Below are 24,707 nucleotides of genomic sequence, written 5' to 3'. Positions count from 1 at the left end.
CGAGCGGTGGCGGTCGCCGGCGGGCGGCGGCGAGCGCCGCTACTCGTCGGCGAGGGGGTCGATGCCCGCGTAGATGTCCGGCTCGGTGTCATCGCGCGGTGTGCGCGGGGTCGTCGCGGCCGAGGCTCGCCGCGGGGTCGTCGGCCCGTCGTCGCCGCGCCCGTCGCGGGCCGGGGCGAGACGTGAGCGGGCGGCCCGGGCCTTCTCGACGAGGCGGCCACGGCTCTTCGGACCGTCGTCGTCCGGCCCGTCTTGGCCGTCCTCGTCCTCGTCCCCGTCGATGTCGTCGTCCCAGTCGTCGTCCTCGTCGTCCTCGTCCCAGTCGTCGTCGTCCCAATCGCCCTCGTCGTCGTCCCAGTCTTCCTCGTCGCGCGAGTCGTCGTCGAGGGCGGAGGTGTCGGCCGCGCGGCCGCCCGCGGCGGCACGGCTCGTACTCGTGCCGGCGCGATCGGCGCGGCCGGCCGCCGGCTCCACGGCGTCGGCGAGGGGCACGTAGGCACCCGTCAGCGCGCCGACGGCGAGCGTCGCGATCGCGGCCAAGAGCATCCACCCCACCTCGGGCCCGGTCGTCGCGAGCCGCCCCGGGCCGACGGCACCGCCGGAGAAGAGGCCGAGCAGGGCGATTGCGAGCGACGCGACGACGGCGGCAACGATCGGCGTGGCGAGGCGGCGCCACCCGACGTTCCAGTCGTCGGCGCCCGGGGCGAGGCGCATCGCCAGACCCGCGAGCACCCCGATCGCGACGGGGAGCACGACGAGCACGATCGCGAACGGCGGGATGCCCTCCGGCACGGCGCCGAGGAGCGGCACGAGCGGCAGCGGGCCCACGTTCGTCGCGATCGGCGCGATCGACGAACCGTCGCCGATGGCGAACCCGGGCCCGAGCATCCATGAAACGGCCCAGAGGATGGCATTGGGCAGGATCGCCAGCTGGCCGAGCCCGAACGCGACGGCTCCGACGACGTCGAGGTGCAGCGCCTCGAAGGCGGCGAGAATGCGTCCGAAGCCGAGCAGCATGCCGACGGTCACGAGCAGCGCGCCGCCGGCGACGAGCCCCGCGAGCATGATGCCGACGCCGCGGACCATCGCGCCGATGCCCCCGCGGCCCCACCCCGCCGTACGGAGCTCCACGACCTCGTCGGGAACGCGCTCCCAGACGCGGGCGCCCACGGCAAGGGCGGCGAGGTAGATCACTCCGCCGAGGAGGGCCGTGCCGAGGGAGTCGATCGCGACGTTGGCGTGCGACGCGGCGGCGCCGAGGCCCCAGGCCGCCGCCGCAAAGGCGATGGGCCCGAGCGCGGCGAGCGCGAGCGGGCTCTCGTCGAGCCTGAACCGTGCGCCGCTCCGAAGCGCGGGGATGACGGTCGCGAGGGTGAGCGCGAGGGGGGCGAATCCGATCTCGAAGGCGACGGGTTCGCTGAGACCGAGCGGCGCGAGCATCGTGTCGTCGTGGGTGACGACGAGGTCGCCGCCGAGCGAAAGCGCCCAGGCGCCGACGGCCGCGGCGAACGACAGGGTCCAGTCGCCGGACATGCCGGCAGCGACCCAGATCGCCGTCGTGCACAGCAGCGGAATGACGACGCCGAGCACCACCGCCAACAGGGCGTCGGCGACGGTGATCACGGGAACGAGAAGGCGCTGGGACATGCGCCTCCGAGCGTAACCCCGGCGCGAGACGAGCGACTCTCGCCGCTCCGTGCGTTGACCACTCGCGGGCGCGGCGCATCGCGACAGATTCGAGTGGCTATTGCACAGCCGAGCCGCATGGCGAGTCGGCTGTGCAATAGCCACTGAGAGCGGTCACCCGGCATCGCACGAGGCGGGCGGGCGGCCGGGTGCGGAAATGGCCGCGGCGGGCTAGAGCCCCGCGACGATCTCCTTCATGATGTTGGCCGTCTCGGTCGGCGTCGTGCCCACGCGAACGCCGGCGGCCTCGAGGGCCTCCTTCTTTGCGGCGGCGGTGCCGGCCGAGCCGGTGACGATGGCGCCCGCGTGCCCCATCGTCTTCCCCTCGGGCGCCGTGAAGCCGGCGACATAGCCGACGACGGGCTTCGTCACGTTGGCCTTGATGAACTCGGCCGCACGCTCCTCGGCGTCGCCGCCGATCTCGCCGATCATGACGATCGCCTTGGTCGCAGGGTCGGCCTCGAACGCCTCGAGCGCGTCGATGTGGGTCGTGCCGATGACCGGGTCGCCGCCGATGCCGATCGCCGTCGAGATGCCGATCTCGCGCAGCTCGTACATCATCTGGTAGGTCAGCGTGCCCGACTTCGACACGAGGCCGATGGGCCCGGAGCCCGTGATGTTGGCGGGCGTGATACCGGCGAGCGAAACGTCGGGCGTGATGATGCCGGGGCAGTTCGGGCCGATGATGCGGGTGCCGCCGATCTTCTGGGCATGCGCCCACGCCTCGGAGCTGTCCTTGACCGGGATGCCCTCGGTGATGACGACGGCGAGCTCGATGCCCGCGTCGACGGCCTCGATGATCGCGCCCTTCGCGAATGCCGGAGGCACGAAGATGACCGTGACGTTGGCGCTAGTGGCCTCCATGGCCTCGGCGACGGTGCCGAAGATCGGCAGCTCGGTGTCGTTCAGCGTGACGGTCTGGCCGGCCTTGCGCGGGTTGGTGCCACCGACGACGTTGGCGCCCGCCGCGAGCATGCGCGTCGCGTGCTTCGAACCCTCGGAGCCCGTGATGCCCTGAACGATGATCGTGGAATTCTCGTCGAGGAAGATCGACATGGTTTCGTCCTGTGCTTTCTCTTGTCGTTCCGGGCTGACTACTCGGCGGCCGCGAGCTCGGCGGCCTTGTCGGCGGCCTCGTCCATCGTCGGCACGACCGTCACGAGGGGATGGTTGTACTCGGCGAGGATGCGGCGGCCCTCGTCGACGTTGTTGCCGTCGATGCGCACCACGAGCGGCTTGGTCGCCGTGTCGCCGAGCGTCGTGAGTGCGCCGACGATGCCGTTGGCGACGGCGTCGCACGCCGTGATGCCGCCGAAGACGTTGACGAAGACGCTCTTGACCTGCTCGTCGCCCAGGATGACGTCGAGGCCGGCGGCCATGACCTCCGCCGAGGCGCCGCCGCCGATGTCGAGGAAGTTGGCGGGCTTCTGGCCGCCGTGCTTCTCGCCCGCCCCGGCGACGACGTCAAGCGTCGACATAACGAGGCCGGCGCCGTTGCCGATGATGCCGACCGAGCCGTCGAGCTTCACGTAGTTGAGGTCGTTCTCCTTGGCCTTGACCTCGAGAGGGTCGAGGCCACCAGCCGCCTCGGCGAGGGCCTGGCGATTCTCGTGACGGAACTCCGCGTTGTCGTCGAGCGTGACCTTGCCGTCGAGCGCGATGATGTCGCCCTGCTCGGTCAGGACGAGCGGGTTCACCTCGACGAGCGTGGCGTCTTCGTCGCGGTACACGTCGAAGAGCTTCTGCAGCACGGGCACGACCTTCTCGCCGATCTCGGCGGGGAAGTTCGCCGCGGCGACGATCTCGCTCGCCGCGGCCTCGTCGATGCCAATGAGGGGGTCGACCTCGACCCGAGCGAGCGCCTCCGGCTTCTCGACGGCGAGCTGCTCGATCTCGACGCCGCCCTCGACCGAGCACATGGCCAGGTACGAGCGGTTCGCGCGGTCGAGCAGCACCGAGAAGTAGTACTCCTGGGCGATGCTCGCACCCTGCGCGATCATCACCTTCTCGACAGTGTGGCCCTTGATGTCCATGCCGAGGATCGCCGACGCCGCCTCGAAGGCCTCATCCGGCGACTTGACGACCTTCACGCCGCCGGCCTTGCCGCGGCCGCCAACCTTCACCTGCGCCTTGACGACCGTCACGCCGCCGATCTTCTCGGCGGCCGCGCGGGCCTCCTCGGGCGTCGTTGCGACGAGTCCCTGCAGGACCGGAACACCGTGCGCTTCGAACATGTCGCGCGCCTGGTACTCAAAGAGATCCACGTTTCATCCCATCCACGGCCCGACAGGCCGCGTTCGTTTGCCCGGTCGATGCAACGCCGACCGAACACTGCTGTTGTTCGGGCACGGAGCATCGGCACCTGCGCGCGAGCGCGCACGTGGGCAGCGCGACGCATCCAATCGCAAAGCCTAGCCCGCCGCGGTAGCCCGCTCGCGTCGGGTCAATCCTGGCGCGGATCGACGCCGGGAATGTCGTTCAACGGCGAGGGCTCCGGGGGCGACGCCTCGTCGTCGGGGTCGACCTCCACGGTTTCCGCGGAGCTAGCGTCGGCGCCCGCGCCACCGGCCGGGACCTCTTCGACCTGCTCGTCGTCGGCGCGATGCTCAGCGTCGTCCTGGCCAGTGCTTCTGCGGTCGGCAGCCCTCATCAACGCGGTCCCGGGCTGAGGGAGCGGCTCCGGGTACGGCGACAAGCGCGTTCTCAGCGTCACCCCCCGGAAGAGTGGCATTCTGAGTGCATCAGACGCGCGACGCGCCGTGGAAATTTCCCGGCCGCGGCACCAGCCGCACTCCGTCTGCCGCGCCCGTGCTGGGGGCGGGTCGGAGACGACGCTCGACGATGAAGTGAGGGCACCGTCATGACCGTCAACGCCCCCGAGCAGACATCACTCACGCGCGAGGTCGCGGCCGTGCCGGCCAAACGAGGAGTGACGACGTGACGTCGCTCTGGCTCGCGGATCGGGCGCCGATCGAGACCGATCCCCTCCCCCTCGGCTCGCACGTGGACACGGTCGTGGTCGGGGCGGGCGTCACGGGGATCGCGACCGCGGCGCGCCTCGTCGAGGCCGGCCAGCGCGTCGTCCTCATCGACGCCGGCCGGCCCGGTGGTCTCACGACGGGGCTGTCGACGGCGAAAGTCACCGTGCTGCAGCAGACCGCCGTCTCACGCATCGAGGGCAGCTGCTCAGCCGAGGTCGCCGACGCCTATCTCGCCGCCAACGTGGCCGGCATGACGTGGCTCCTCGATCGTTGCCGCCGCCTCGGCGTCCCGTTCGACGAGCGACCCGCGTGCACCTACGCGACGACCTCGGCCGGCGCCGAGCGGCTCGGCGCGGAGCTCGCCGCGTTGCGCCGCTCCGGGCTCACGGTGGTCGACGGCGAATCGACCGACCTCCCGTTCCCGACCTCTCGCGTCATTCGTCTCGACCGGCAGGCGCAACTCGATCCGACGGCATTCTGCGACGCGGCCGTGGCGGCGCTGCGCCGGGATGGCGCCACGGTGGTCGCCGACTGTCGCGTGCGCGATGTTCGCAACGCGGCCGGTGACGACCCGCTCGAGGTGGTGACGGACGCCGGATCGGTCTGGGCGGGGCACGTGGTGCTGGCGACGGGTGCGCCGATTCTCGACCGCGGTCTGCACTTCAGTCGGATCGAGCCGAGTCGTTCGCACGCGGCGGCGTACGCCATGCGCACGCCCCCGCAGACGCTCTCGATTTCCGTCGAACACCCCGTGCGCTCGTCTCGCGCCGCTCGCGTGGGCGACGAGGAGCTTCTTGTGGTGAGTGGATTCGGTCACGTGACCGGTCGGGGCCGCCCGCCGCACGAGTACGCAGATCGCCTGGATGCCTGGGTTCGACGCACCTTCGACGTGACGCGCCGTGTACACCGATGGGCGGCGCAGGACTACCGCTCCACCGACGGGGCACCCATCGTCGGGCCGATCCGACCCGACCTGCCGCGTCTGCTCGTCGCAACGGGATTCAACAAGTGGGGGCTCACCAATGGGCCCGCTGCGGCGATGGCGCTGAGCGCCGCAGTGCTCGGCAGCGAGCCGCCGTCGTGGGCGCCTCCGCTGTACGACCGCCGGACGACGACGAGTGCGGTCGCGGGATTGACGCGACTCGCCGCCTCGACCGGCGGCCATACGATCGGTGGTTACTCACGGGCACTCTCGCGCCCCGCCCCGGAGCCACGCGACGAGGGAGCGGGCGATGTCGGTCGTCGCGGCGGCGCGATCGTCGGCGTCTGTCGTGTCGACGGCGAGCTCCATCGTGTTTCTGCCGTCTGTCCTCACCTCGGCGGTGCCCTCGCGTGGAACGACGCAGAGCGGAGCTGGGATTGCCCGCTGCACGGGTCGCGTTTCCGCTTCGACGGACGGCGCATCGAAGGGCCGGCGGTCAACGACCTTCGCAGTCAGGAGTGACGGGCCGCGTCAGCGCGCCCCTCGCGTCGGCCACCGCGGTGTGCGTCGCTCAGCCGTTCAGCATCGCCGCCATGACCGCGTCGGGGTCGATCGGGTACGCAGAGTCGACCGTCAGGTGCGGCGTCGTGAACGGTTCGTAGCGCCGGTTCACGACGTCGAGCCACGTCGGCTCGCGGTACCCCTCGAGGTCGCGCACCCGCGTCTCGAGGCGGTAGCGATGGAGCTCGGGATCGGAGCAGATGACCTCGATGAAGCGCAGCGCCACGCCCTTGCGCGCCGCGAGGTCGACCCATTGCTGGCGGGCGACATTCGAGTCGTTGACGGCGTCGACGATGACCCCGATCCCGAGGCGCAGCACGTCGCTCGCGATCGCCTCCGCGATGACGAAGCTCGAGACCCCCGTCGGCACGTCGGCTCGTCCGGGGCCGCCGACGCCCGAACGCCACATGGCGGCCTCGATCGAGTCGACGGCGACGACCGGATACTTGAGCCGATCCGAGAGGGCGTACGCAAGCGAGCTCTTCCCCGTAGCTGGCAGCCCGGCCATCGCGATCAGCATGCTCGACATCTAAGCAGAGGCCGGCTGGAGCCCGCGGCGGGCGCGTCAGACCTTCTCGATCGGCGCGAGCTTGATCAGGAGCTTCTTACGCCCGGCCGAGTCGAAGTCGACCTCGGCGATGCGCTTTGCCTCGCTGCCGAGGATGGCCCGAACCGTGCCCTCACCGAAGTCGGTGTGGCGGATGCGGTCGCCGCGCTCGAGCACGAGGCCCGAGTTGTCGCGCACCGCCCCGGTGATGGCGTTGCCCCACGACCGCTTCGGCGCACCCCTCGCCGCGCCCGAGGTCGGGGTGGCGGATGCCGCACCGCCGGACGCCTCCGACGGTCGCATCGTCACGCGCGAGTAGCCCCCGGCGGTTCCGTAGCCCTCCGAGCCGACCGGCCGGCGGCCACCGCCGTCACCCCCCTGCCAAGCGCCAGTCGCGTTCAGCGCCCGTGGCCGCGAGCCTCCGCGCGACGTGACATCGCCGGGCGACTGCCGCCACTCGATCAGCTCGCCGGGGATCTCTTGCAGGAACCGGCTCGGCATGGCGACGGCCGTCTCGCCGAATTGCGCACGCGACATGGCGAGCGTGAGGTAGAGGCGCTTGCGCGCCCGAGTGATGCCGACGTAAAACAGCCGGCGTTCCTCGGCCGGCCCGCCGGGCTCGCCCGCAGAGATGCGGTGCGGCAGCAGGTCCTCTTCGACGCCCGTGATGAACACGGCGTCGTATTCGAGGCCCTTCGCGGTGTGGAGCGTCATGAGTGAAACGGCGCCCGACTCGTCGTCGATCTCGTCGGCGGCGGCCACGAGCGCGACCTCGGTGAGAAACTCGACGAGCGAGCCATCGGGATGCGTCTTGTCGTACTCCTTCGCGACGTTCACGAACTCCTCGACGTTCTCTGCCCGCGCTTCGTCTTGCGGGTTGCCCGTCTTCATGAGCGCCTCGAGGTACGCGGAGCCCTGCACGAGCCGCTGCACGGTCTCGCCGACCGTCGCGCCGGGCCCGCCACCCGGCTGCGGCTGCAGCGCAGCCGAAGCCTCGTCGAGCAGTTTCGCCAGCTCGGTGATCGACCGCGTCGCCTTCGGACCGAACCCGAGCTCGGAGGCACGGCGCATCGCCTCACGAAAGGTCACGTCGTGCTTCTGCGCGTAGTCCCACAGCGCCGTTTCGGTCGCCGGCCCCAGGCCGCGCTTCGGCGAGTTGAGGATGCGCCGCGTCGAGAGCTCGTCTGCGGGATTCGCGGTGGTCATGAGGTACGCGAGCAGGTCTTTGATCTCGGCGCGCTCGTAGAACTTCGTGCCGCCGATGAGCCGGTACGGAACGGCCGAGCGGATCAGGATCTCTTCGAGCGCGCGCGTCTGCGCGTTCGTGCGGTAGAACACGGCCATGTCGCGGAAGCTCACGCCGCTGTCGTGCAGGGCGTGGATCTCGTCGGCGACGAACTGCGCCTCGTCGTGGCCCGAGTACCCCGTGAAGCCCGTGATCTTCGTGCCAGGCCCGTCGGCCGACCAGAGCTTCTTGTCGTGCCGGTCGAAGTTGTTGCGGATGACCGCGTTCGCGGCATCGAGGATGTTGCCGGTCGAGCGGTAGTTCTGCTCGAGCATGATCACCCTCGCGCTCGGGAAATCGCGCTCGAACTCGGTGATATTCCGGATGTCGGCGCCGCGGAAGGCATAGATCGACTGATCAGAGTCGCCGACGACCGTCAGGGATGCCCCGGGAATGCCTCCGGTCGCATCGACCTCCATACGCGTGTCGGCTGGGACGTGCTGGGGCTCGACCCCGCGCGTCAGCTCGCGGATGAGCGCGTATTGCGCGTGGTTCGTGTCTTGATACTCGTCGACCAGGACGTGCCGGAACCGCCGCTGGTACTTCGCCGCGATGTCGGGGAAAGCTCGGAAGAGCCACACCGTCTGCCCAATGAGGTCGTCGAAGTCGAACGCGTTGGCGCGCTGCAGCTCGCGCACATAGCGCCGGTACATCTCGAGGAACATGGCGTCGCGCGGATCTGACGCGTTCGACTGACGCGCGAAGCCGTCAGGGTCGATGAGCTCGTTCTTGAGCTTCGAGATGCGCGACTGCACGCCCCCGACCGTGAACCCGAGCACATCGGCCTCGGACTGCTTGACGATGCGCCTGACGAGGGCCTTCGAGTCGGCCGAGTCGTAGATCGTGAAGCTCGAGGTGAAGCCGAACGCCTCGGCCTCGCGGCGGAGGATGCGCACGCACGCGGAGTGGAAGGTCGACACCCACATGCCGTCGGAGGCCTGGCCCACGATGCCGGCGATGCGTTCGCGCATCTCGGCCGCCGCCTTGTTCGTGAAGGTGATCGCGAGGATCTGGCTCGGCCACGCCTCGCGTGCCGCCAGCAGCCCGGCGATGCGGTGCGTGAGCACGCGGGTTTTGCCCGAACCGGCACCGGCGAGGATCAGCAGCGCAGGCCCCCGGTAGGTCACCGCCTCGCGCTGCTGGGGGTTGAGCCCGTCGAGCAGGCTCGAGCGCTCCCCGAACGGTTCGGCCGACGGGTCGCCCATCGGGCGCGTCGCGCCGATCGGCGGGCGGGCGGTGTCGGCATCGAATCCGGGGACAGGCGGCAGCAGCGTCATCGTCCGTCGATTGTAGGTGCGGCCTCCGACACGATGGACGGACCCGGACCAGCCCGACGCCCGCCACCGTCGTTGAGGAGCGTGGCAACGCGTGGCGTCTACACTTCCATGCGGCGCGCGTTCGCCGTGGCGCCGGTCGTGCATCCGTTGAAAGGCGCCTGATCGTATGAAGTCCTCGCTCGATACCTCTGCAACCGGCAACGGCCATCCGCGCCGTTCGCTCGGCGGCGCGCTCGACGTGTTCCCCGTCGCGCTCGGCACCAACCCGTTCGGGTGGACGAGCAGCGACGACGAGGCCGCCGAGGTGCTCGACGCCTACACCGCGGGCGGAGGCAACTTCATCGACACCGCAGACTCTTACCCGCACTGGGCAGAGGGACGATCGGGCGGCGAGTCGGAGCAGGCGATCGGCAGGTGGCTTGCCGGCGGCCGTGCGCCCGACGACCTCATCATCGCGACGAAGGTGGCACAGCACCCCGAATTCCTCGGGCTCTCCCCCGACAACGTTCGCGCCGCGGCAGACGCCTCGCTGCGCCGGCTCGGCGTCGAGCGGATCGACGTGTACTACGCGCACTTCGACGACGAGGCGACGCCGCTCACCGAGACCGTGCGCGTGTTCAGCTCCCTCGTCGACGAAGGCCTCGTGGGTCACGTCGCCATTTCGAACTACTCCCCGCAGCGACTTCGCGAGTGGATGGAGATCACCGAGCGCGAGGGATTCCACCGTCCGATCGCGCACCAGCCCCACTACAGCCTCATGGAGCGCGGCATCGAGGCCGACCTGCTGCCGCTCGACCGCGAGCTCGGGCTCAGCGTCGTGCCGTACTTCTCGCTCGCGAAGGGGTTCTTGACGGGCAAGTACCGTCCCGGCGTGCAGATCGACTCGCCCCGCGCCCCGCAGGCCTCCGCGTACCTCGAAACACCCCGCGGCGAGCGCGTGCTCGCCGCGCTCGACGGCATCTCGGGTCGCCTCAAGGTCGAGCCGGGCGCCGTTGCGCTCGCCTGGTTGCTCGCCCAGCCCGGCGTGGTCGCGCCGATCGCGTCGGCGCGGAACGCGTCGCAGGTGCCGATGCTGCTCGACGCGGCACGCATCTCGCTCGATCCGAGCGAGGTCGAAGAGCTCACGCGCGCGGCGGCCGCGTAACGCGGGCGCGGCGAGGCCGCCCGGACGTGCTGACCGGGCGGCCTCGCCGCTGTGTTCGGGCAGTGGCAATCAATTCGAGCGGCCGGCGCGCGCGGCGCGGTGGCGTAGCGCGAGCAGCGCGCCGCCCCCGGCGAGCGCGAGCAGCGCCACCGCCAGGGTGGGCCACACGATGCCGCCGTCGGTCGGCGTGAGACCGCCGGCCTCGCCGTCCCGGCCCCCGTCATTGCCGTTGCCGGGCAGTGGCACCTGTGTGGCGGTCGGCGCGGGGCTGGCCGTGTCGCTCGGCTCGGGCTCGCTCGTCGTCGGCGCCGGCTCGCCACTCATCGCGACGCGGATCGTCACCTCGACGGCCTCGCTTCGACGCTCGCCGAAGCCCTGCGTGAGCGCCAGCTGGTTGGCGCCCTCCGTGAGCAGCGTGGTCGGAACCTCGAGCGTCCACGTGCCGTCATCGGTGACCACGGCGCTGACGTCGAGGCCGTCGATCGTCACGTTCGCACGCGGCGTGCCCGTGCCGGCCAGCAGCGCAACGGCGTCGGCCGCGGGGAGCTCATCGGCGGGTGATGCGGTGACGCCGAAGGCCGAGAGATCGGGACGCGCCGTCAGCCACTCGCCGGGGCCGATCGGGTGGTCGACGATGCGCGTCTCGCCGACGCAACCGTGCCAGCCGTTCGTCGCCGCGTCATCCACCCAGTCGCTGCCGATGATCCACGGCATCCCCTCGTTGAACGACATGCCGATCGTGTCCTGCGCCGTGCGCAGAACGGGAGCGCCGTTCACGTACATCGTCGTCTCGGCGGTCTCCGGGTCGTTGACGATCGCGACGTGGCTCCACGTGTCGACCATGATTTCGCCCGACCAGTTCGTCTTGTCGCCCTTGGTCGCGTCGACGCCGACCTCGGTCCACTGGAACTCGCGCAGGTTCGAGATACCGAGCGCCGCGGGCGAGGCGGTGTAATCCCACTGCGACCACGGCATGCCCTCGATCTGCGAGCGGTTGCCCGAGCGCACGAGGGCCTTGCTCCACGAGTTCACGTCGACGTCCCAATCGGCGTCGAGCTTCACGAACGTCTCGATCGTGTAGCCGTTCGATAGATCGGCGTCGTTCACCGCCGCGTCCGGCGCCGTCGTGAGATACGAGAACCGCCCGGCCTGGTTGTCGCTGTTGTCAAAGCACACCGACTGAGCGCTCGGCGAGTACGGGTAGGCGTCATCCTCGATCGTGACGTCTTCCGGCTGCGCGGCAGCCGAGCCCGACTCGGCGATCGTCGCGCGTACGAGATCGCTGTCACCCGCGATGTCCTCGATGCGCCCGCCCTCGTCGAGCACGCCGGTCTCACCGGAGATCTGCCAGTGCGCGAGGGTGCCCTCGACATCGACGTAATCATCGGGGTTGCCCGCCGCGACGTCCTGCGCGGGCGGCACCCCGTCAAAGCCCTCAGAAACCAGATCGATCGCCCGCTCGCTGAGCGAGGGCAGCGCGCCGGTGCCCGGGCCGAAGTCAGGAGCGAAGCCGTCAAAGCGGCCCGCGAGGTCGAACGAGAAGCGCTGCGACGGGCCGTCGAGCACGGGCACGTCGTACGACGTGAGCCGGTCGGCGGGTTTGGCCGCGACCCAGGGCGAGACCGTCGCGACGTCGATGACCTCGTTCGTGAGGTCGAACTCGAAGATGCTCAGGTATCCGTTGCCGCCCTCGTAGGCCATCTGGTAGTCGATGAGCACCTGCGTGACGGTGTTGCCCGCCGAGTTGGTGCGCTGCAGCACGCTGGACCCGTGGAAGTGTCCGTTGAGCGTGAGGAAGATCTGGTCGTTGTCGGCGATCAGCCCGTTCCACAGCCGCTCGCCGTAGCCGCTGGTCACGGCGCTGACGCCGTCGCTCCCGGGGGCGACGATGTCGTGGCTCGTGAGGATCACCGGCAACGTCGGATGCTCCTCGATCACCTGGTTCGCCCACGCGAGCGTGGCATCCGACGCACGCCAGGAAAGCGCGAGCACGAGGAACTGCTGCCCCTCGGCCTCGAAGACGTGGTAGCGGTTCATGCCGGTGGGGTCGGCGCCGCCGAACGTCCCCTGCTGGCTGTCGCGCTCGGGGCCGAAGTACCGCAGGAAGGGTTCGTTCTCGAGGTCGTACTCGTCGTCGTAGCGCGTGGAGGTCGAATCGCGCACGTCGTGGTTGCCGGCGAGGATCGAGTACGACGAGCCCGCGTCCTCGAGCACCGACATCGCCTCATCGGCCACCTGCCACTGGCGGTCGACGCCGACCTGGTCCACGACATCGCCGAGGTGTGTCGTGAACGCGAGGTTGAGCTCATCGGCGTTCTCGGCGAGCCACTGCGTCTGCACCTTGAAGGGATTGGTGCCGTAGTCGGGCTCGAAGTTCGAATCGGCGTATCGCGAGTAAAACTGCGTGTCGGGCAGCACCGCGAGCGTGAATCGCGAGGCCGGCTCGTCGACCGTGGCGGCGCTCGCCGGGGCGGACGGCGCGCCGGTGAGCAGCGTGCCCGCGACCGCGGCGGCGAGCGCGAGGGCGATGGGCGCCGCATGGCGCGTTCCCGCGCGGCGAGTGGGAGTCTGTCGCATGTTCGGCTTTCTGTCGGTGTGGCTATCGGAGGCCTGCCCTCCGGTTCCTCGGCGTGTGGCGACCTGTTCGGCCTCACCCGGAGGACGCAGCAGATCCAACCGGGCGACCGTAGGACGATCAGGCGACGCCGCGACGCCGTGCGCGCGAACCGAGCGTGTCGGACAGGTGAACGACGGCCCGCGCACCCAGCGCTGCCCGCCCCGTCAGAACTCCGCGTCGATCAGCGCCCGCACCCGGTCGGGGGCGTCAGCGAAGACTGCGTCGACGCCGGTGCGAAGGATCCCGCGCCAGTGCTCCTCGGGCCGGCCCGCGAGTGCGTCCGGCAGGAACCGGTCTTCGGGACGCAGCGTGTAGGTCGCGACCTGCAAGCCACGCTCGTGCGCGGTCCCGACGAGTGCTCGCCCCTCCACGGGGTCGGCCGCGGTCGACGCATCGCGCACGCCGAGCAGCGGCGTCGAAACGCTGATGCCGTCTGCCCAACCCGCGAGCGCGTCGAGCCCCGCCGGTGTGAGCTCGTCGGCGTAGGTACTGCCCGGCACGTCGTGCGGCCCGCCCCGCTCGGCCATGAGTGCCACAACGGCGCCGGGCGCGGCGCCGGCGCGAAGCCGACGCAGCGCATCCCGTTCGAAGCTCTCCCAGACGACGCCTTCGAGCGCCGGGCTCTCCCACAGTCCGTCGAGCTCGCGCTCGAGCAGGTCGATGAGGTCGAGGCCGGCCGCGGCGAACACGTCGGTGTGCTTCAGCTCGATGACGAGTCGGCACACGCGGGCGCCGTCGCCCGCGGCTTCGCGGGCCTCTCCGACGAGCTCGACGAGATCGCGGAGGCGCAGGACGCCCTGTTGGCGGTCATGCGCCGCGCTCGCCGCGCGCAGGCCCGGCATCGGCTCGATGGCGCGCAACCGCCGCAGCTCGGCCCAGTCGAAGTCGGGTGTGAAGAGCCCCTCCGCGCGGAACCCGCCGAGGTCGACGGTTCGGCGACGACTCGCGAACTCGTCGAAGCGCAGCACGTCGGTCGTGTGGTCGAGGAGCGGCTCGTGCCGCACCATCAGCACGCCGTCGCGGGTGGGCACAATGTCGGGCTCGACGTAGTCCGCTCCCTGCGCGATCGCGAGCCGGTAGGCGGCTTCCGTGTGCTCCGGCCGGTAGGCGGGCGCCCCCCGGTGCCCGATCAGGGCCGGATGCTCCCCCGGGAATGCCGTGCGCCCGTGGGGATTCGCTGTCGGTTGCATCGCAGTGCTCACGGGCACACCCTGCAGTGATGACTCGACGCGTGGGTGAACGACCGCGGGTACCGTTGACGGCGTGACCCGGCTGTCCTCCACCTATTCCTCGAATCGCTGGTGGGCCATCGCCGTCGACGTCGTGCTGGTCGTCGTGTTCGCGACGACGGGCCGCGCCAGCCACGGCGAGACGCTCACGCCGTGGGGCATCGCCGACACGGCGTGGCCGTTCGTCGTCGCGTGCCTCGCCGCCTGGGTGCTCGTCACCGTGGCCCGGTGGCCGCATGCCCGTGTCTTCCCGAGCGGGCTCGTCGTGTGGGCCGCGACCCTCGCCGGCGGCATGGGCCTACGCGTGTTGGCCGGGGACACCGCGGCCACCGCGTTCATCGTCGTCGCGGCCATCACCCTCGCCGTGCTCCTGCTGCTGCCCCGCCTGCTCCTGGGCCGGCGCCGCTTCGAGCGGGGCGGCGCGGCGGCCGAGCGCACCGCCCCGGATCGTTCGCGTTCAGCGTGACACGCCCCCAACTTGGACTCACGGGGGCGCGATACCCTACACCCAGCGTCAATCGTGTGCACCTCCGCGCCGAACGCAGCTCGTGACTCGCAGAAACGGACCTCAACGCATGGCGAATTCCGCGCTCAAGCGCAACCCCTACTTCAACGGCTCGGCCGCCCCCCAGCAGCAGCCGCAGTATGCCGCGCCCGGCCAGCAGTTCGGCCGTGGCGCCCAGTTCCAGCCGGGCCAGCCCGGGAACAACCCCTACGCGCAGGGCAATAATGTCCAGCTCGGTTCCGGGCAGACGAGCGCTCCCCGGCAGCAGCCGATGCACCCGGGCATGCCGTCGCCCGAGGCGCTCGATCACCAGTACGACCGGCCCGCCGCGACGCCCGACCAGATGGATCGCATGTCGTACAACGACACGATCGCGAAGACGGCCGGCCTCTTCGTCATGGTGCTCGCCACGGCGGCCGTCGCGTGGTTCCTGCCGTTCCTGGCGTTCGTCGGCATGATCGGCGCTCTCGTGCTCGGTATCGTGCTCGCGTTCAAGCGCGAGCCCGCGCCCGTGCTCGTGTGGCTCTTCGCCGCTGCAGAGGGCCTCCTCGTCGGCGGGCTGTCGAGCATCCTTGAGTCGATCTTCCCCGGCATCGCGATGCAGGCCCTGCTCGCGACGCTCGCCGTTGTCGCGACCGTGCTCGTGCTGTTCCGCTTCGGCAAGGTGCGCACCTCGCCGCGGCTCACGAAGATCGTCATGGTCGCGATGATCGGCTACGCGGTCTTCTCGCTCGTCAACCTGGGCGGGATGTTCCTGTCGCCCGACAGCGGCATGTTCGGCTGGCGCTCGGATGTCAACATCATGGGCATCCCCCTCGGCGTCATCCTCGGCGTCTTCGCCGTGCTCATGGGCTCGTACATGCTCGTGATGGACTTCGAGTTCATCGAGAACGGCGTCAAGGCCGGCGCACCCCGAGCCTACGGCTGGATCGCCGCCTACTCGCTCGTGTCGACCGTGGTGTTCATCTACATCGAGATCCTGCGAGTCATCGCGATCCTGCGCGGCAGCGACTAGTCCGCCGCACACGCGTGAGGGCCGCCACCCCGTTCGGGTGGCGGCCCTCATGCGTTTCCGCGGCCGTTGTTGTCGTGAGCGACGCTCGTTCCTGCGCCGCCCTCAGCGACGCTCCCCCGTCCCCTCGTTGCAGGCAGCACCGGACGACTCGGAGCCGGACGATTCGGCGGCCGACGATTCGGCGCCCGCCCCGTCGCCGAACGCCTGGCCCGCGATGACGGGGGCCTGCACGATGGGGATGAGCTGCACCACGGGATGCGGGTCGTCGCCGAACTCGACGTCGCGCACGCGCGGCAGGCTGAGGTCGTCGCCCGGCTCGCCGCCGGTCTCGGCCTGAGCGGTGCCGAAGAGCGCCTCGCCGACGGCGGCGAGGGCCTCGACGTGGCCGGCGATGAGGCTGCCCGTCGTGGTCGGGACCGCCTCGGCAGCCTCGTCGACCACCGGGGCCGCGTCGCCCGAGCGGGCACCGTGGATCGGCACCGGCTCGGCGCCCGGCTCCCCTCCGCCGTCGGCATCCGCGGCGGGGTCGTGCTCAGCCGGATCGTCGTCGAGCGCGGCGAGCTCGACCGGACCGGCCAGCGGATACGCCGCGATGAGCTGGGCGAGCGTCGGCACCTCGGAGGTCTCGATCTCGTCGTTCGACGCCGCGTCGGCGACGGCCGCCGCGTCCACGGTGGGCAGTGCGATGACGCCTGTCGCGATCGCGAGACCGTCGGCGCGCGTGGCCAGCTCGATGGTGCCCGTCGCGACGGCCACCTCCTCGCGCTGGCTCGGCACCGGGATGACGCCCGTGACCGGGCCGACGATGTCGGTGACGCCGCCCTCGACGGCCGGCTTGGCGTGGTCTGGCGCGAGGCGCACGGCGATGACCCCGCCGAGAATCAGCACGCCGCCGGTGATCTGCATGATGGTGGGGATCTCGCCGAGCATGACCGCGGCGACGGCGACCGTTGCGACGACCTCGAGCAGGGCGACGAACGACGCGAGGCGCGAACCCAGCAGCTTGGCCCCGATCGTGCCGAAGACGTATGCGGTGGCGGTGCCGACGAGCACGACGACCGCCATCGGCACCCACCACGGCACGGAGCTGCCGAGGAGCACGGCGGTTCCCGCGAGGTCGACCGCGATGGGGACGAGCCCGGCGACACCGAGCGCACCGGTCGCCACGGCGGCGACCGCGAACCCGCCGCCGATGAGGGCGACGGGCGGCAGGTCGGCCGGTGCGTTGGCGCCGATGAGGAAGTACGCGCACATGGTCAGTGCGGCAAGGCCCGCGAAGGCGACGCCGAGCGGATCGAGTGTCGCTCCGCCCGCGAGGTCGAGCACACACAGGAGACCCATGATGGCGAGACCGGTTCCGACGAGCGACAGCGTGGCCGGCCGCACGCGGGTGCGCAGCCACACGGTCAGGAGCAGAATGATCGGCGCCATGTACTGGATCAGCATCGACACCCCGATCGGCATGCGCTCGATCGAGTGGAAGGCAAGCAGCTGCACCCCGGCGACGCCGAGCAGCCCGTAGGCCACGATCCATCCCCAGCGACGCAGCAGGGCACCCGGATCTCTCCGCACCGCCAGCGCCACGAGCGGCGCCAGCACGAGCGTCGCGAGCGCGACGCGCATGAACACCGCGCCGCCGGGCGACCAGCCGGCCTCGAGCAGCGGTTTGACGAACGGCGCCGCCCCCGCGAACGCGATCGCGGCGCCGACGGCGGCGAAGAGCCCGATCGAGCCTGCGCGGCTCGAGACCTGTGTCGTCGACAATGCATGACCTTTCTCGGGCACACGCGGGCGCGCCCGAAAACCGGGGTGGAACGTTGAAAGAATGGGGTGGCTCGAAGGCCGTCACCGTGCGTGGGAAACCCGATCGCCGCATACTGGGATCCAGCATGAAGTGTCACGAGCCACGCCGGTGACGCTCGTGACACTACGACCCATGAAGTCAGGAGTCAAGATGCTCTTTACCAGTGACGTCGAGGCGTCGCTGCGGCAGGCGACGGTGCTCGTGAACACGCTGCCCGTGCATGACCCGGACGGGGTGGATTCGCTTTCGACGACGGACGACCTGGACGTGTTCCTCGCCGAGTTCCCGACGCAGGGATCTCGCGACGATCCCGACCGAGAACTGGTGCGGATGCGTTCGCTTCGCCGCCACCTCCGGCGGTTGTGGGAGGTTGAGAGCGAGGACGAAGCCGTCGAAATCGTCAACGAGATGCTCCGCCGCGGGCGGGCCCTGCCGCAGCTCCAGCGCCACGACGACTACGGCTGGCACATCCACGCGGCCTCGGACGACGATCCGCTGTGGTCACGCACCGAGGTCGACGTGGCGATGGCGTTCGTCGAGCTCTTGCGCGCCGACGAGTTCGAGCGCGTCAAGCGCTGCGTCGCCGAGGACTGCGAGGCCGTGCTGATCGACCTGTCTCGCAACCGATCGAAGCAGTACTGCGACACCGGCAACTGCGGCAATCGCACCAACGTGCGGGCGTACCGCGCCCGCCAGGCCGAGACTCAGGCGATCGACCTGCCCGGGTGACGGTCGCGCCCCTCGGGACGCCTCCTTCGTCAGCTCCTCGAGGAGCGCGAGGCGGTGCGGATCCGCGGGGAGCCCGAGGCGGCGCCCCGCTACTCCCACTCGATGGTGCCAGGGGGCTTCGAGGTCACATCGAGCACGACGCGGTTCACGCCGTCGACCTCGTTGGTGATGCGGTTCGAGATGCGTGCGAGCACCTCGTACGGCACGCGCGTCCAGTCGGCCGTCATCGCATCCTCGCTCGAAACGGGCCGGAGCACGATCGGGTGCCCGTACGTGCGGCCGTCGCCCTGCACGCCGACCGAACGCACGTCGGCGAGCAGCACGACCGGACACTGCCAGATCTCGTCGTCGAGGCCGGCGGCGGTGAGTTCGTCGCGCACGATGGCGTCGGCGCGGCGCAGCAGCTCGAGCCGCGCCTCGGTCACCTCGCCGACAATGCGGATGCCGAGGCCGGGACCGGGGAACGGCTGGCGGGCCACGATCACCTCTGGCACGCCCAGCTCGCGACCCACCTGCCGCACCTCGTCCTTGAAGAGGGTGCGCAGGGGCTCGACGAGCTCGAACTCGAGGTCTTCCGGCAGCCCACCGACGTTGTGGTGGCTCTTGATGTTCGCGGTTCCCGTGCCGCCGCCCGACTCGACCACGTCGGGATAGAGCGTGCCCTGCACGAGGAAGCCGATGCGCTCGCCCTCGCCCGCCTTCTCGGCGATGAGGTCGCGCTCGGCCTGCTCGAACGTGCGGATGAACTCGCGGCCGATGATCTTGCGCTTCTGCTCGGGGTCGCTCACCCCGGCGAGGGCGGTCAGGAACTGCTCGCGGGCATCGACTGTCACGAGCCGCACGCCCGTGGCCGAGACGAAATCTCGCTCGACCTGCGCCCGCTCGTCCTGCCGGAGCAGGCCGTGATCGACGAACACGCACGTGAGCTGGTCGCCGACCGCGCGCTGCACGAGGGCCGCGGCGACCGCCGAGTCGACGCCGCCCGAGAGACCGCAGATGACCTGCCCGTCGCCGACCTGCTCCCGGATGCGCGCGACCTGTTCGGCGATGATCTCGCCCGGCGTCCAGTCGCCCGGCAGACGGGCCGCGTCGTGCAGGAACGCCTCGAGTGCCGCCTGGCCGTGCTCCGAGTGCCGCACCTCCGGGTGCCACTGCAGGCCGTAGAGCCGGCGACGCTCGTCGGCGAACGCGGCGACCGGCGTGTCCTCGGTCGCCGCCAGGACGGAGAAGCCGTCGGGGGCTCGCACGACGGCGTCACCGTGGCTCATCCACACGACCTGCGACGACGGCTGGCCGTCGAGCAGCGATGAGTCGTCTCCCGTGAGCGTGACCTGCGTCGAGCCGTACTCGCGCCTGCCCGTGCGGGCGACCTCACCGCCGAGCTGCGAGGCCATGACCTGGAAGCCGTAGCAGATGCCGAGCGTCGGCACCCCGAGCTGCAGGATTCCCTCGTCGAGGGCGGGAGCCCCCGCGGTGTACACGCTCGATGGGCCGCCGGAGAGGATGATCGCGGCGGGCTGCTTCGTGCGCACCTCGTCCGCCGTGATCGAGTGGGGCACGATCTCGGAGTACACGTTTGCCTCGCGCACCCGGCGCGCAATGAGCTGGGCGTACTGCGCGCCGAAATCGACGACGAGCACGGGTCGATGCTCGGTGCCGGGGCCCTCGCCCGCGTCCGCGCTTACTGCGCCCGTCGCTGGCTCGGCCCCTGGGGCGCCGCTCATTGAGGTGGTCATGGTCGCCCTTCGCTCGCGTCTGCGGTCGGTGTTCCGGTGCGTCGTTCGGCGAGCTCACGCTCGACCTCGGCGTCGATGCGGGCGCGCTCCTCGTCGCTGAGGGTCGCCTCGAAGTCCGAGAGCTCGGCCCGTTCGCGCTCGCGCTCCGCGTCATGGCGTTGATAGCCCCGCAGCTCGGTGCGCACTTTGCGAGCCATGAACATCTCGGTGATGAACGACATGAACGGCACGACGCCGCCGGCCGCCATGGCGAGAAGCCACAGGAGCGGCCAGCGCATGAGCTGCCACAGCACGAAACAGGCGATGAGGTACACGACGTAGAACCAACCGTGCACGATGAGCACCCAGAGGCTCAGGTTGACGCCGGACGTCGTGCCCTCTGGAACGAGCGCGAGCACCCCGAACGCGCCGAAGGCGTCGAACTCGAGGTGGAAGCCGTACTTGAAGATCATCTCGACGACGAGCAGCAGCAGCAGCACGCCCGTGATGTACGACGTGATCTGGTAGCAGCGCAGGGCAAGGTTGATCCGGGGAAACGACTCGGGTCGCGGTCGGTCGATGTTCCGGATCAGCGCAGGCATGGCAGCCATTCTACGAGCCGTCGAGCGTGCCGCGTGCACGGCCTCGGCAGCACCGATCTCTGCTCGCGACCCGCCGCCATCCCGTCATCACTCGCTGCCCGTCTGAGTGCATCGAACGCGCGACACGCCGACAGGTCTACGCGCCGTGGCACCAGCCGCACTCAGACGGCCAGGCCCGTCACCGGCCGCTCCCGGCGCCCCCGGTACCCCCGGCTCGCTCGTCGCGCAGTCGCCGCAGCACACGCATCCGGACCTCCTCCTCGACGCGCTCATCTGGGTTTCGCATCGCCAGCGCGGTCTCGCGCTCCCGCTCGTACTCGGCCCGCACGAGGCGCCACCACACGTAGAAGGCGAACAGCGCGAAGACGACCCACTCGATGGCGTAGAACACGTTGAGCATGTTCAGGCTCGTGCCGTCCTGCGCCGCCGTCACGACCGTGATCGGCTCAAGGCCGGCGCGATCGGCCTCGCCGAGGTCGAGCACCACGTACGACCCGTACGCCAGCGGCCCCGGCTCGGCCCAGCGGTTGAGCAGGTACGCCGGCGCCATCTGACCGATGGTGTGCGGATCGTCGCCGGCCGCCGGCGGACTCGGCGCCTGCCCGTACTCGAGTCGCCCCTGGAACTCGGCCGGCTCGGCGTCGGCCGCCGGCGAGATCGACGCACGCAGCTCGTCGGCGGACCGCTGAGCCTCGTCGAGCGTCGCCGCCCATCCGAATGCCACGGCCAGGCTCGGTGCGTGCCCGGAGCGGGGCCGGCCGTCCCAATCGGTGACACCGTCGTCGGTGACGTAGACGTGGCCGATCACCCAGTACCCGAGGTCGGTGCCCTGCAGCCTGTCGGTCACGATGTCGATATCGCGGGGATCGACGACGCCCTCGAACGACACCGTGCGGCCGACCGAGGAGTCAAACAGCCCCTCCTGCGGCGTCGCCGCAACGCCGAGCGTGGTCGGTCCAAGCGCCGGCTGCGACGCCTGCTGGGCCGACCGCACGGCCTGGTCGATCTGCCACTGGGCAAGCCCGGCGAACGCCGCGGCGACCGCGAAGACCAGCACGAGCATCGCCAGCCATTTCGGCCGGGTCATGACGCGGATCATCGAGCAGAGTCCGCCGCTTCCGTGCTGTCGGCGGCGGATGCTGCGCTCGCGTCGACCGGGGCCGTCCCGATCGGCGTGTTGTCGCCCGCCCTTTCGAGCACCGAGCCAATGTCGGGCGCCTGCAACCGCACGCGATCGGCCGACTCGTCGTCCGGCTCCTGCTGGCTTGCGATCTCGGCCGCGACGCGCGAGCGATATGCCGAGGTCTCGCGCTCGCGACGCGCGGCATCCCAGCCGAGCACGTCGCCCATGAGCTCGGCCGCGACCGGTGCGGCCGACACACCCCGGTCCCACGCCTCGATCGAGATGCGGGTGCGCCGCGCCAGCACGTCGTCGAGGTGCAGCGCCCCCTCGTGCGACGCGGCGTACACGATCTCCGCGAGGATGTAGTCGTCGGCGCCCGGCACCGGCTCCACGAGCTCGGGGCGCGCCCGGATGAGGTCGAGCAGCTCGTCGGTCAGCGTGCCGTAGCGGCGAAGCAGATGCTCGATGCGCACCCGGTGCACGCCGAACGCGCGGGCGATCTTCGCGCGGCGGTTCCAAGCGGCTCGGAAACCCGTGGCTCCGAGCAGGGGCACGTCCTCCGTCGTCGACGGCGGTACCCGCACATCGAACGCGTCGACGGCGGCATCGATCGCATCCTTCGCCATCACCCGGTACGTCGTGAACTTTCCGCCGGCGACGAGGACGAGCCCGGGGGCTGAATGCGCCACGAGATGCTCGCGAGACAGCTTCGAGGTCTCGTCGCTCTCACCGGCGAGCAGCGGACGAAGCCCCGCGAACACGCCCTCGACGTCGTCGCGCGTGAGCTTGACCGCGAGCACCTCGTTGACGTGCGTGAGCAGGTAGTCGATGTCGGCGGCCGTCGCGGCTGGATGCGCCTTGTCGAGGGTCCAGTCGGTGTCGGTGGTGCCGATGATCCAGTGCCGTCCCCAGGGGATCACGAACAGGACGCTCTTCTCGGTGCGCAGCAGCAACCCGACGCGCGACTGGAAGCGGTCGCGTGGCACCACGAGGTGAATGCCCTTCGACGCCCGCACCCGGAAGCTCGCGCGCTCGCCGACCATCGTGTTGGTGTCGTCGGTCCACACGCCCGTCGCGTTGACGACCTGCTTGGCGCGGATCTCGAAGCGCTCGCCGCTCTCGACGTCCACCGCCTGTGCACCGACGACGCGCTCGCCGACCTTGAGGAACCCCTCGACGCGCACGCGCGGGGCGACGTGGGCGCCGTAGAAGGAGGCGGTGCGCGCGAGCATCGCGACGTAGCGGGCGTCGTCCATCTGCGCATCCGAGTACACGATGCCGCCGAGGTAGGCGCGGCGCGAGAGGCCGGGTGCGAGCCGGGCGATCTGTCCGCGGGTGAGGTGCCGGTGCATGGGCACGCCGGGGCTGCCCACGCCGGTGCGACTGAACAGGTCGTACAGCAGCATGCCTGCGCCGATGTAGGCGCGCTCGATGAGGGGCTTCCGCAGCGGATACAGGAACCGAACCGGCGACACGAGGTGCGGCGCGATGCGCTGCATCAGGAGGCCGCGCTCGACGAGCGCCTCGCGCACGAGGCCGAAGTCGAGCTGCTCGAGGTACCGGATGCCACCGTGGATGAGTTTCGACGACCGCGACGACGTGCCAGAGCCGAAGTCGCGCGCCTCGACGAGGCCGACGCTCAAGCCGCGCGTGACCGCGTCGAGGGCTGCGCCGGTGCCGACGACGCCGCCGCCGATGACGAGCACGTCGAGATCTTTCGCGCGCAGCGCTTCGATCGCTTGGCGACGCTCGGCCGGCCCGAGGCGCTCGGAACGCTTCGTCGTCGAGTTGGTCGAGGGCGAGTTGCTGGGGATCGAGTTCACGGCTGCGCGGCCTGCCCGTCTACGCGTGCGTCGTGGGCGAGACGATCATCTCGGCCCGCTGGAATTCTTTCAGGTCAACATAGCCGGTCGTCGCCATCGCGTGACGGAGCGCGCCGATGAGGTTCGACGTGCCGTCGGCGTGACGGGCCGGCCCGAAGAGGATCTCCTCCATCGACCCGACCGTTCCCACCTCGACCCGGTTGCCGCGGGGCAGGCGGTCATGTCGCGCCTCGGCGCCCCAGTGCCGGCCCCGACCGGGCGCGTCGGTCGCGCGCGCGAGCGCCGCGCCGAGCATGACGGCGTCTGCCCCCGAGGCGATCGCCTTGACGATCTCGCCCGAGTTGCCGAGGCCGCCGTCGGCGATGACGTGCACGTAGCGGCCCCCCGACTCGTCGAGGTAGTCGCGACGGGCACCGGCCACGTCGGCGACCGCGGTCGCCATGGGGGCATGAATGCCGAGTACGCGGCGCGTCGTCGAGGCGGCGCCGCCGCCGAAGCCGACGAGTACCCCGGCGGCGCCCGTGCGCATGAGGTGGAGCGCGGCCGTGTACGTCGCGGCGCCCCCCACGATGACCGGCACGTCGAGCTCGTAGATGAACTGCTTGAGGTTGAGCGGCTCAGCGGTGCGGGAGACGTGTTCGGCCGAGACGGTCGTGCCCCGAATCACGAACAGGTCGACGCCCGCCGTGATGACGTCGTTGTAGAACTCCTGCGTGCGCTGGGGCGAGAGCGCGCCGGCGACCGGTACTCCGGCCGCGCGGATCTCGCCGAGGCGGGCCGCGATCAGCTCGCTTCGGATCGGCGCCTCATAGATCGCCTGCATGCGCGCGGTCGCCTCGTGCGGCGGCAGGTCGACGATCTCGTCGATCAGGCTTGCCGGATCGTCGTACCGCGTCCACAGCCCCTCCAGGTCGAGGACGCCGAGCCCGCCGAACCTGCCGAACGCGATGGCCGTCGCGGGCGACATGACCGAGTCCATGGGCGCCGCGAGGAACGGCAGTTCGAACGTGAACGCGTCGATCCGCCACTGCGTCGACACGTCCTCCCGGTCTCGCGTGCGCCGCGAGGGCACGATCGCGACGTCGTCGAAGCTGTACACGCGGCGGGCCCGTTTGGCCCGGCCGATCTCGAGATGTTCCACC

19 protein-coding genes are annotated in these 24,707 nt (G+C 70.6%); 5 read left to right on the top strand and 14 right to left on the bottom strand.

Going from position 1 to position 24,707, the window contains the following annotated elements; genetic code table 11:
* Window positions 1-39 precede the first annotated feature (39 nt).
* The 4 genes from F8O04_RS03500 to F8O04_RS03485 all read right to left on the bottom strand — a co-directional run bounded on the left by F8O04_RS03500 (window position 40) and on the right by F8O04_RS03485 (window position 4,336).
* Entirely contained in the window at window positions 40-1,647 is a 1,608-nt protein-coding gene (locus F8O04_RS03500) for a cell division protein PerM (protein WP_158027937.1), read from the bottom strand.
* A 210-nt stretch (window positions 1,648-1,857) separates the two neighbouring features.
* Window positions 1,858-2,742 carry a succinate--CoA ligase subunit alpha gene (sucD, locus tag F8O04_RS03495; protein WP_158027936.1) on the bottom strand — a complete coding sequence of 295 codons (885 nt, stop codon included), beginning with the start codon at window positions 2,740-2,742 and terminating at the stop codon, window positions 1,858-1,860.
* Between the two features lie 38 nt (window positions 2,743-2,780).
* Window positions 2,781-3,950, bottom strand: a complete 1,170-nt coding sequence (sucC, locus tag F8O04_RS03490; protein WP_158027935.1) for an ADP-forming succinate--CoA ligase subunit beta — start codon at window positions 3,948-3,950, stop codon at window positions 2,781-2,783.
* 179 nt (window positions 3,951-4,129) lie between these two features.
* Window positions 4,130-4,336, bottom strand: coding sequence for a hypothetical protein (locus F8O04_RS03485; protein ID WP_158027934.1), 207 nt, complete (start codon window positions 4,334-4,336; stop codon window positions 4,130-4,132).
* Between the two features lie 287 nt (window positions 4,337-4,623).
* Between F8O04_RS03485 and F8O04_RS03480 the strand changes: the two genes are divergently transcribed.
* A complete protein-coding gene (locus tag F8O04_RS03480) occupies window positions 4,624-6,111 on the top strand; it encodes an FAD-dependent oxidoreductase (protein ID WP_158027933.1) in 1,488 nt (495 codons plus the stop codon).
* Window positions 6,112-6,160: 49 nt separating this feature from the next.
* On the opposite strand, the gene F8O04_RS03475 is transcribed toward F8O04_RS03480, so the two are convergent.
* The gene (locus F8O04_RS03475; RefSeq protein WP_188726299.1) at window positions 6,161-6,670 is read right to left on the bottom strand and encodes an AAA family ATPase; all 510 of its coding nucleotides are present in this window, start codon (window positions 6,668-6,670) and stop codon (window positions 6,161-6,163) included.
* A 45-nt stretch (window positions 6,671-6,715) separates the two neighbouring features.
* Window positions 6,716-9,187 carry an ATP-dependent helicase gene (locus tag F8O04_RS03470; RefSeq protein WP_188726457.1) on the bottom strand — a complete coding sequence of 824 codons (2,472 nt, stop codon included), beginning with the start codon at window positions 9,185-9,187 and terminating at the stop codon, window positions 6,716-6,718.
* A gap of 238 nt (window positions 9,188-9,425) precedes the next feature.
* Here F8O04_RS03470 and F8O04_RS03465 point away from each other — a divergent pair, with 238 nt between their 5' ends.
* Window positions 9,426-10,403 carry an aldo/keto reductase gene (locus F8O04_RS03465; protein ID WP_158027930.1) on the top strand — a complete coding sequence of 326 codons (978 nt, stop codon included), beginning with the start codon at window positions 9,426-9,428 and terminating at the stop codon, window positions 10,401-10,403.
* A 69-nt stretch (window positions 10,404-10,472) separates the two neighbouring features.
* Here F8O04_RS03465 and F8O04_RS03460 read toward each other — a convergent pair whose 3' ends face one another.
* Together F8O04_RS03460 and F8O04_RS03455 are read right to left on the bottom strand one after the other, a co-directional pair.
* The gene (locus F8O04_RS03460) at window positions 10,473-12,980 is read right to left on the bottom strand and encodes a LamG-like jellyroll fold domain-containing protein (RefSeq protein WP_158027929.1); all 2,508 of its coding nucleotides are present in this window, start codon (window positions 12,978-12,980) and stop codon (window positions 10,473-10,475) included.
* A gap of 204 nt (window positions 12,981-13,184) precedes the next feature.
* Window positions 13,185-14,222: a glycerophosphodiester phosphodiesterase family protein gene (locus tag F8O04_RS03455; RefSeq protein ID WP_158027928.1), complete on the bottom strand. Its 1,038-nt coding sequence runs from the start codon at window positions 14,220-14,222 to the stop codon at window positions 13,185-13,187.
* A 61-nt stretch (window positions 14,223-14,283) separates the two neighbouring features.
* On the opposite strand from F8O04_RS03455, the gene F8O04_RS03450 reads away from it, so the two are divergent.
* Window positions 14,284-14,715: a DUF3054 domain-containing protein gene (locus tag F8O04_RS03450; protein ID WP_158027927.1), complete on the top strand. Its 432-nt coding sequence runs from the start codon at window positions 14,284-14,286 to the stop codon at window positions 14,713-14,715.
* Between the two features lie 109 nt (window positions 14,716-14,824).
* A complete protein-coding gene (locus F8O04_RS03445) occupies window positions 14,825-15,769 on the top strand; it encodes a Bax inhibitor-1/YccA family protein (protein ID WP_158027926.1) in 945 nt (314 codons plus the stop codon).
* 102 nt (window positions 15,770-15,871) lie between these two features.
* Here F8O04_RS03445 and F8O04_RS03440 read toward each other — a convergent pair whose 3' ends face one another.
* Window positions 15,872-17,533 carry an EamA family transporter gene (locus F8O04_RS03440; protein WP_158027925.1) on the bottom strand — a complete coding sequence of 554 codons (1,662 nt, stop codon included), beginning with the start codon at window positions 17,531-17,533 and terminating at the stop codon, window positions 15,872-15,874.
* Between the two features lie 172 nt (window positions 17,534-17,705).
* On the opposite strand from F8O04_RS03440, the gene F8O04_RS03435 reads away from it, so the two are divergent.
* A complete protein-coding gene (locus F8O04_RS03435) occupies window positions 17,706-18,302 on the top strand; it encodes a CGNR zinc finger domain-containing protein (RefSeq protein WP_225734847.1) in 597 nt (198 codons plus the stop codon).
* A gap of 89 nt (window positions 18,303-18,391) precedes the next feature.
* On the opposite strand, the gene guaA is transcribed toward F8O04_RS03435, so the two are convergent.
* From guaA to F8O04_RS03410, 5 genes are all read right to left on the bottom strand, one after another.
* Window positions 18,392-20,038 (bottom strand): glutamine-hydrolyzing GMP synthase, encoded by a 1,647-nt coding sequence (gene guaA / locus F8O04_RS03430; protein WP_225734846.1) that lies wholly within the window; start codon window positions 20,036-20,038, stop codon window positions 18,392-18,394.
* On the bottom strand, window positions 20,035-20,619 hold the full coding sequence (locus F8O04_RS03425) for a DUF3817 domain-containing protein (RefSeq protein ID WP_225734845.1): 585 nt from the start codon (window positions 20,617-20,619) through the stop codon (window positions 20,035-20,037). The genes guaA and F8O04_RS03425 overlap by 4 nt, the downstream gene beginning before the upstream one ends.
* A gap of 178 nt (window positions 20,620-20,797) precedes the next feature.
* Window positions 20,798-21,706, bottom strand: a complete 909-nt coding sequence (locus F8O04_RS03420; protein ID WP_188726300.1) for an SURF1 family cytochrome oxidase biogenesis protein — start codon at window positions 21,704-21,706, stop codon at window positions 20,798-20,800.
* Window positions 21,707-21,714: 8 nt separating this feature from the next.
* Window positions 21,715-23,565 carry a glycerol-3-phosphate dehydrogenase/oxidase gene (locus F8O04_RS03415; protein WP_225734844.1) on the bottom strand — a complete coding sequence of 617 codons (1,851 nt, stop codon included), beginning with the start codon at window positions 23,563-23,565 and terminating at the stop codon, window positions 21,715-21,717.
* A 19-nt stretch (window positions 23,566-23,584) separates the two neighbouring features.
* Entirely contained in the window at window positions 23,585-24,706 is a 1,122-nt protein-coding gene (locus F8O04_RS03410) for a GuaB3 family IMP dehydrogenase-related protein (protein WP_158027923.1), read from the bottom strand.
* Window position 24,707 lies beyond the last annotated feature (1 nt).

The organism is Pseudoclavibacter endophyticus, assembly GCF_008831085.1.
GTDB classification, from domain to species: domain Bacteria; phylum Actinomycetota; class Actinomycetes; order Actinomycetales; family Microbacteriaceae; genus Pseudoclavibacter; species Pseudoclavibacter endophyticus.
Note: the sequence above shows the minus strand (reverse complement) of the source record. Positions and strands in the feature narration are given on the sequence as shown.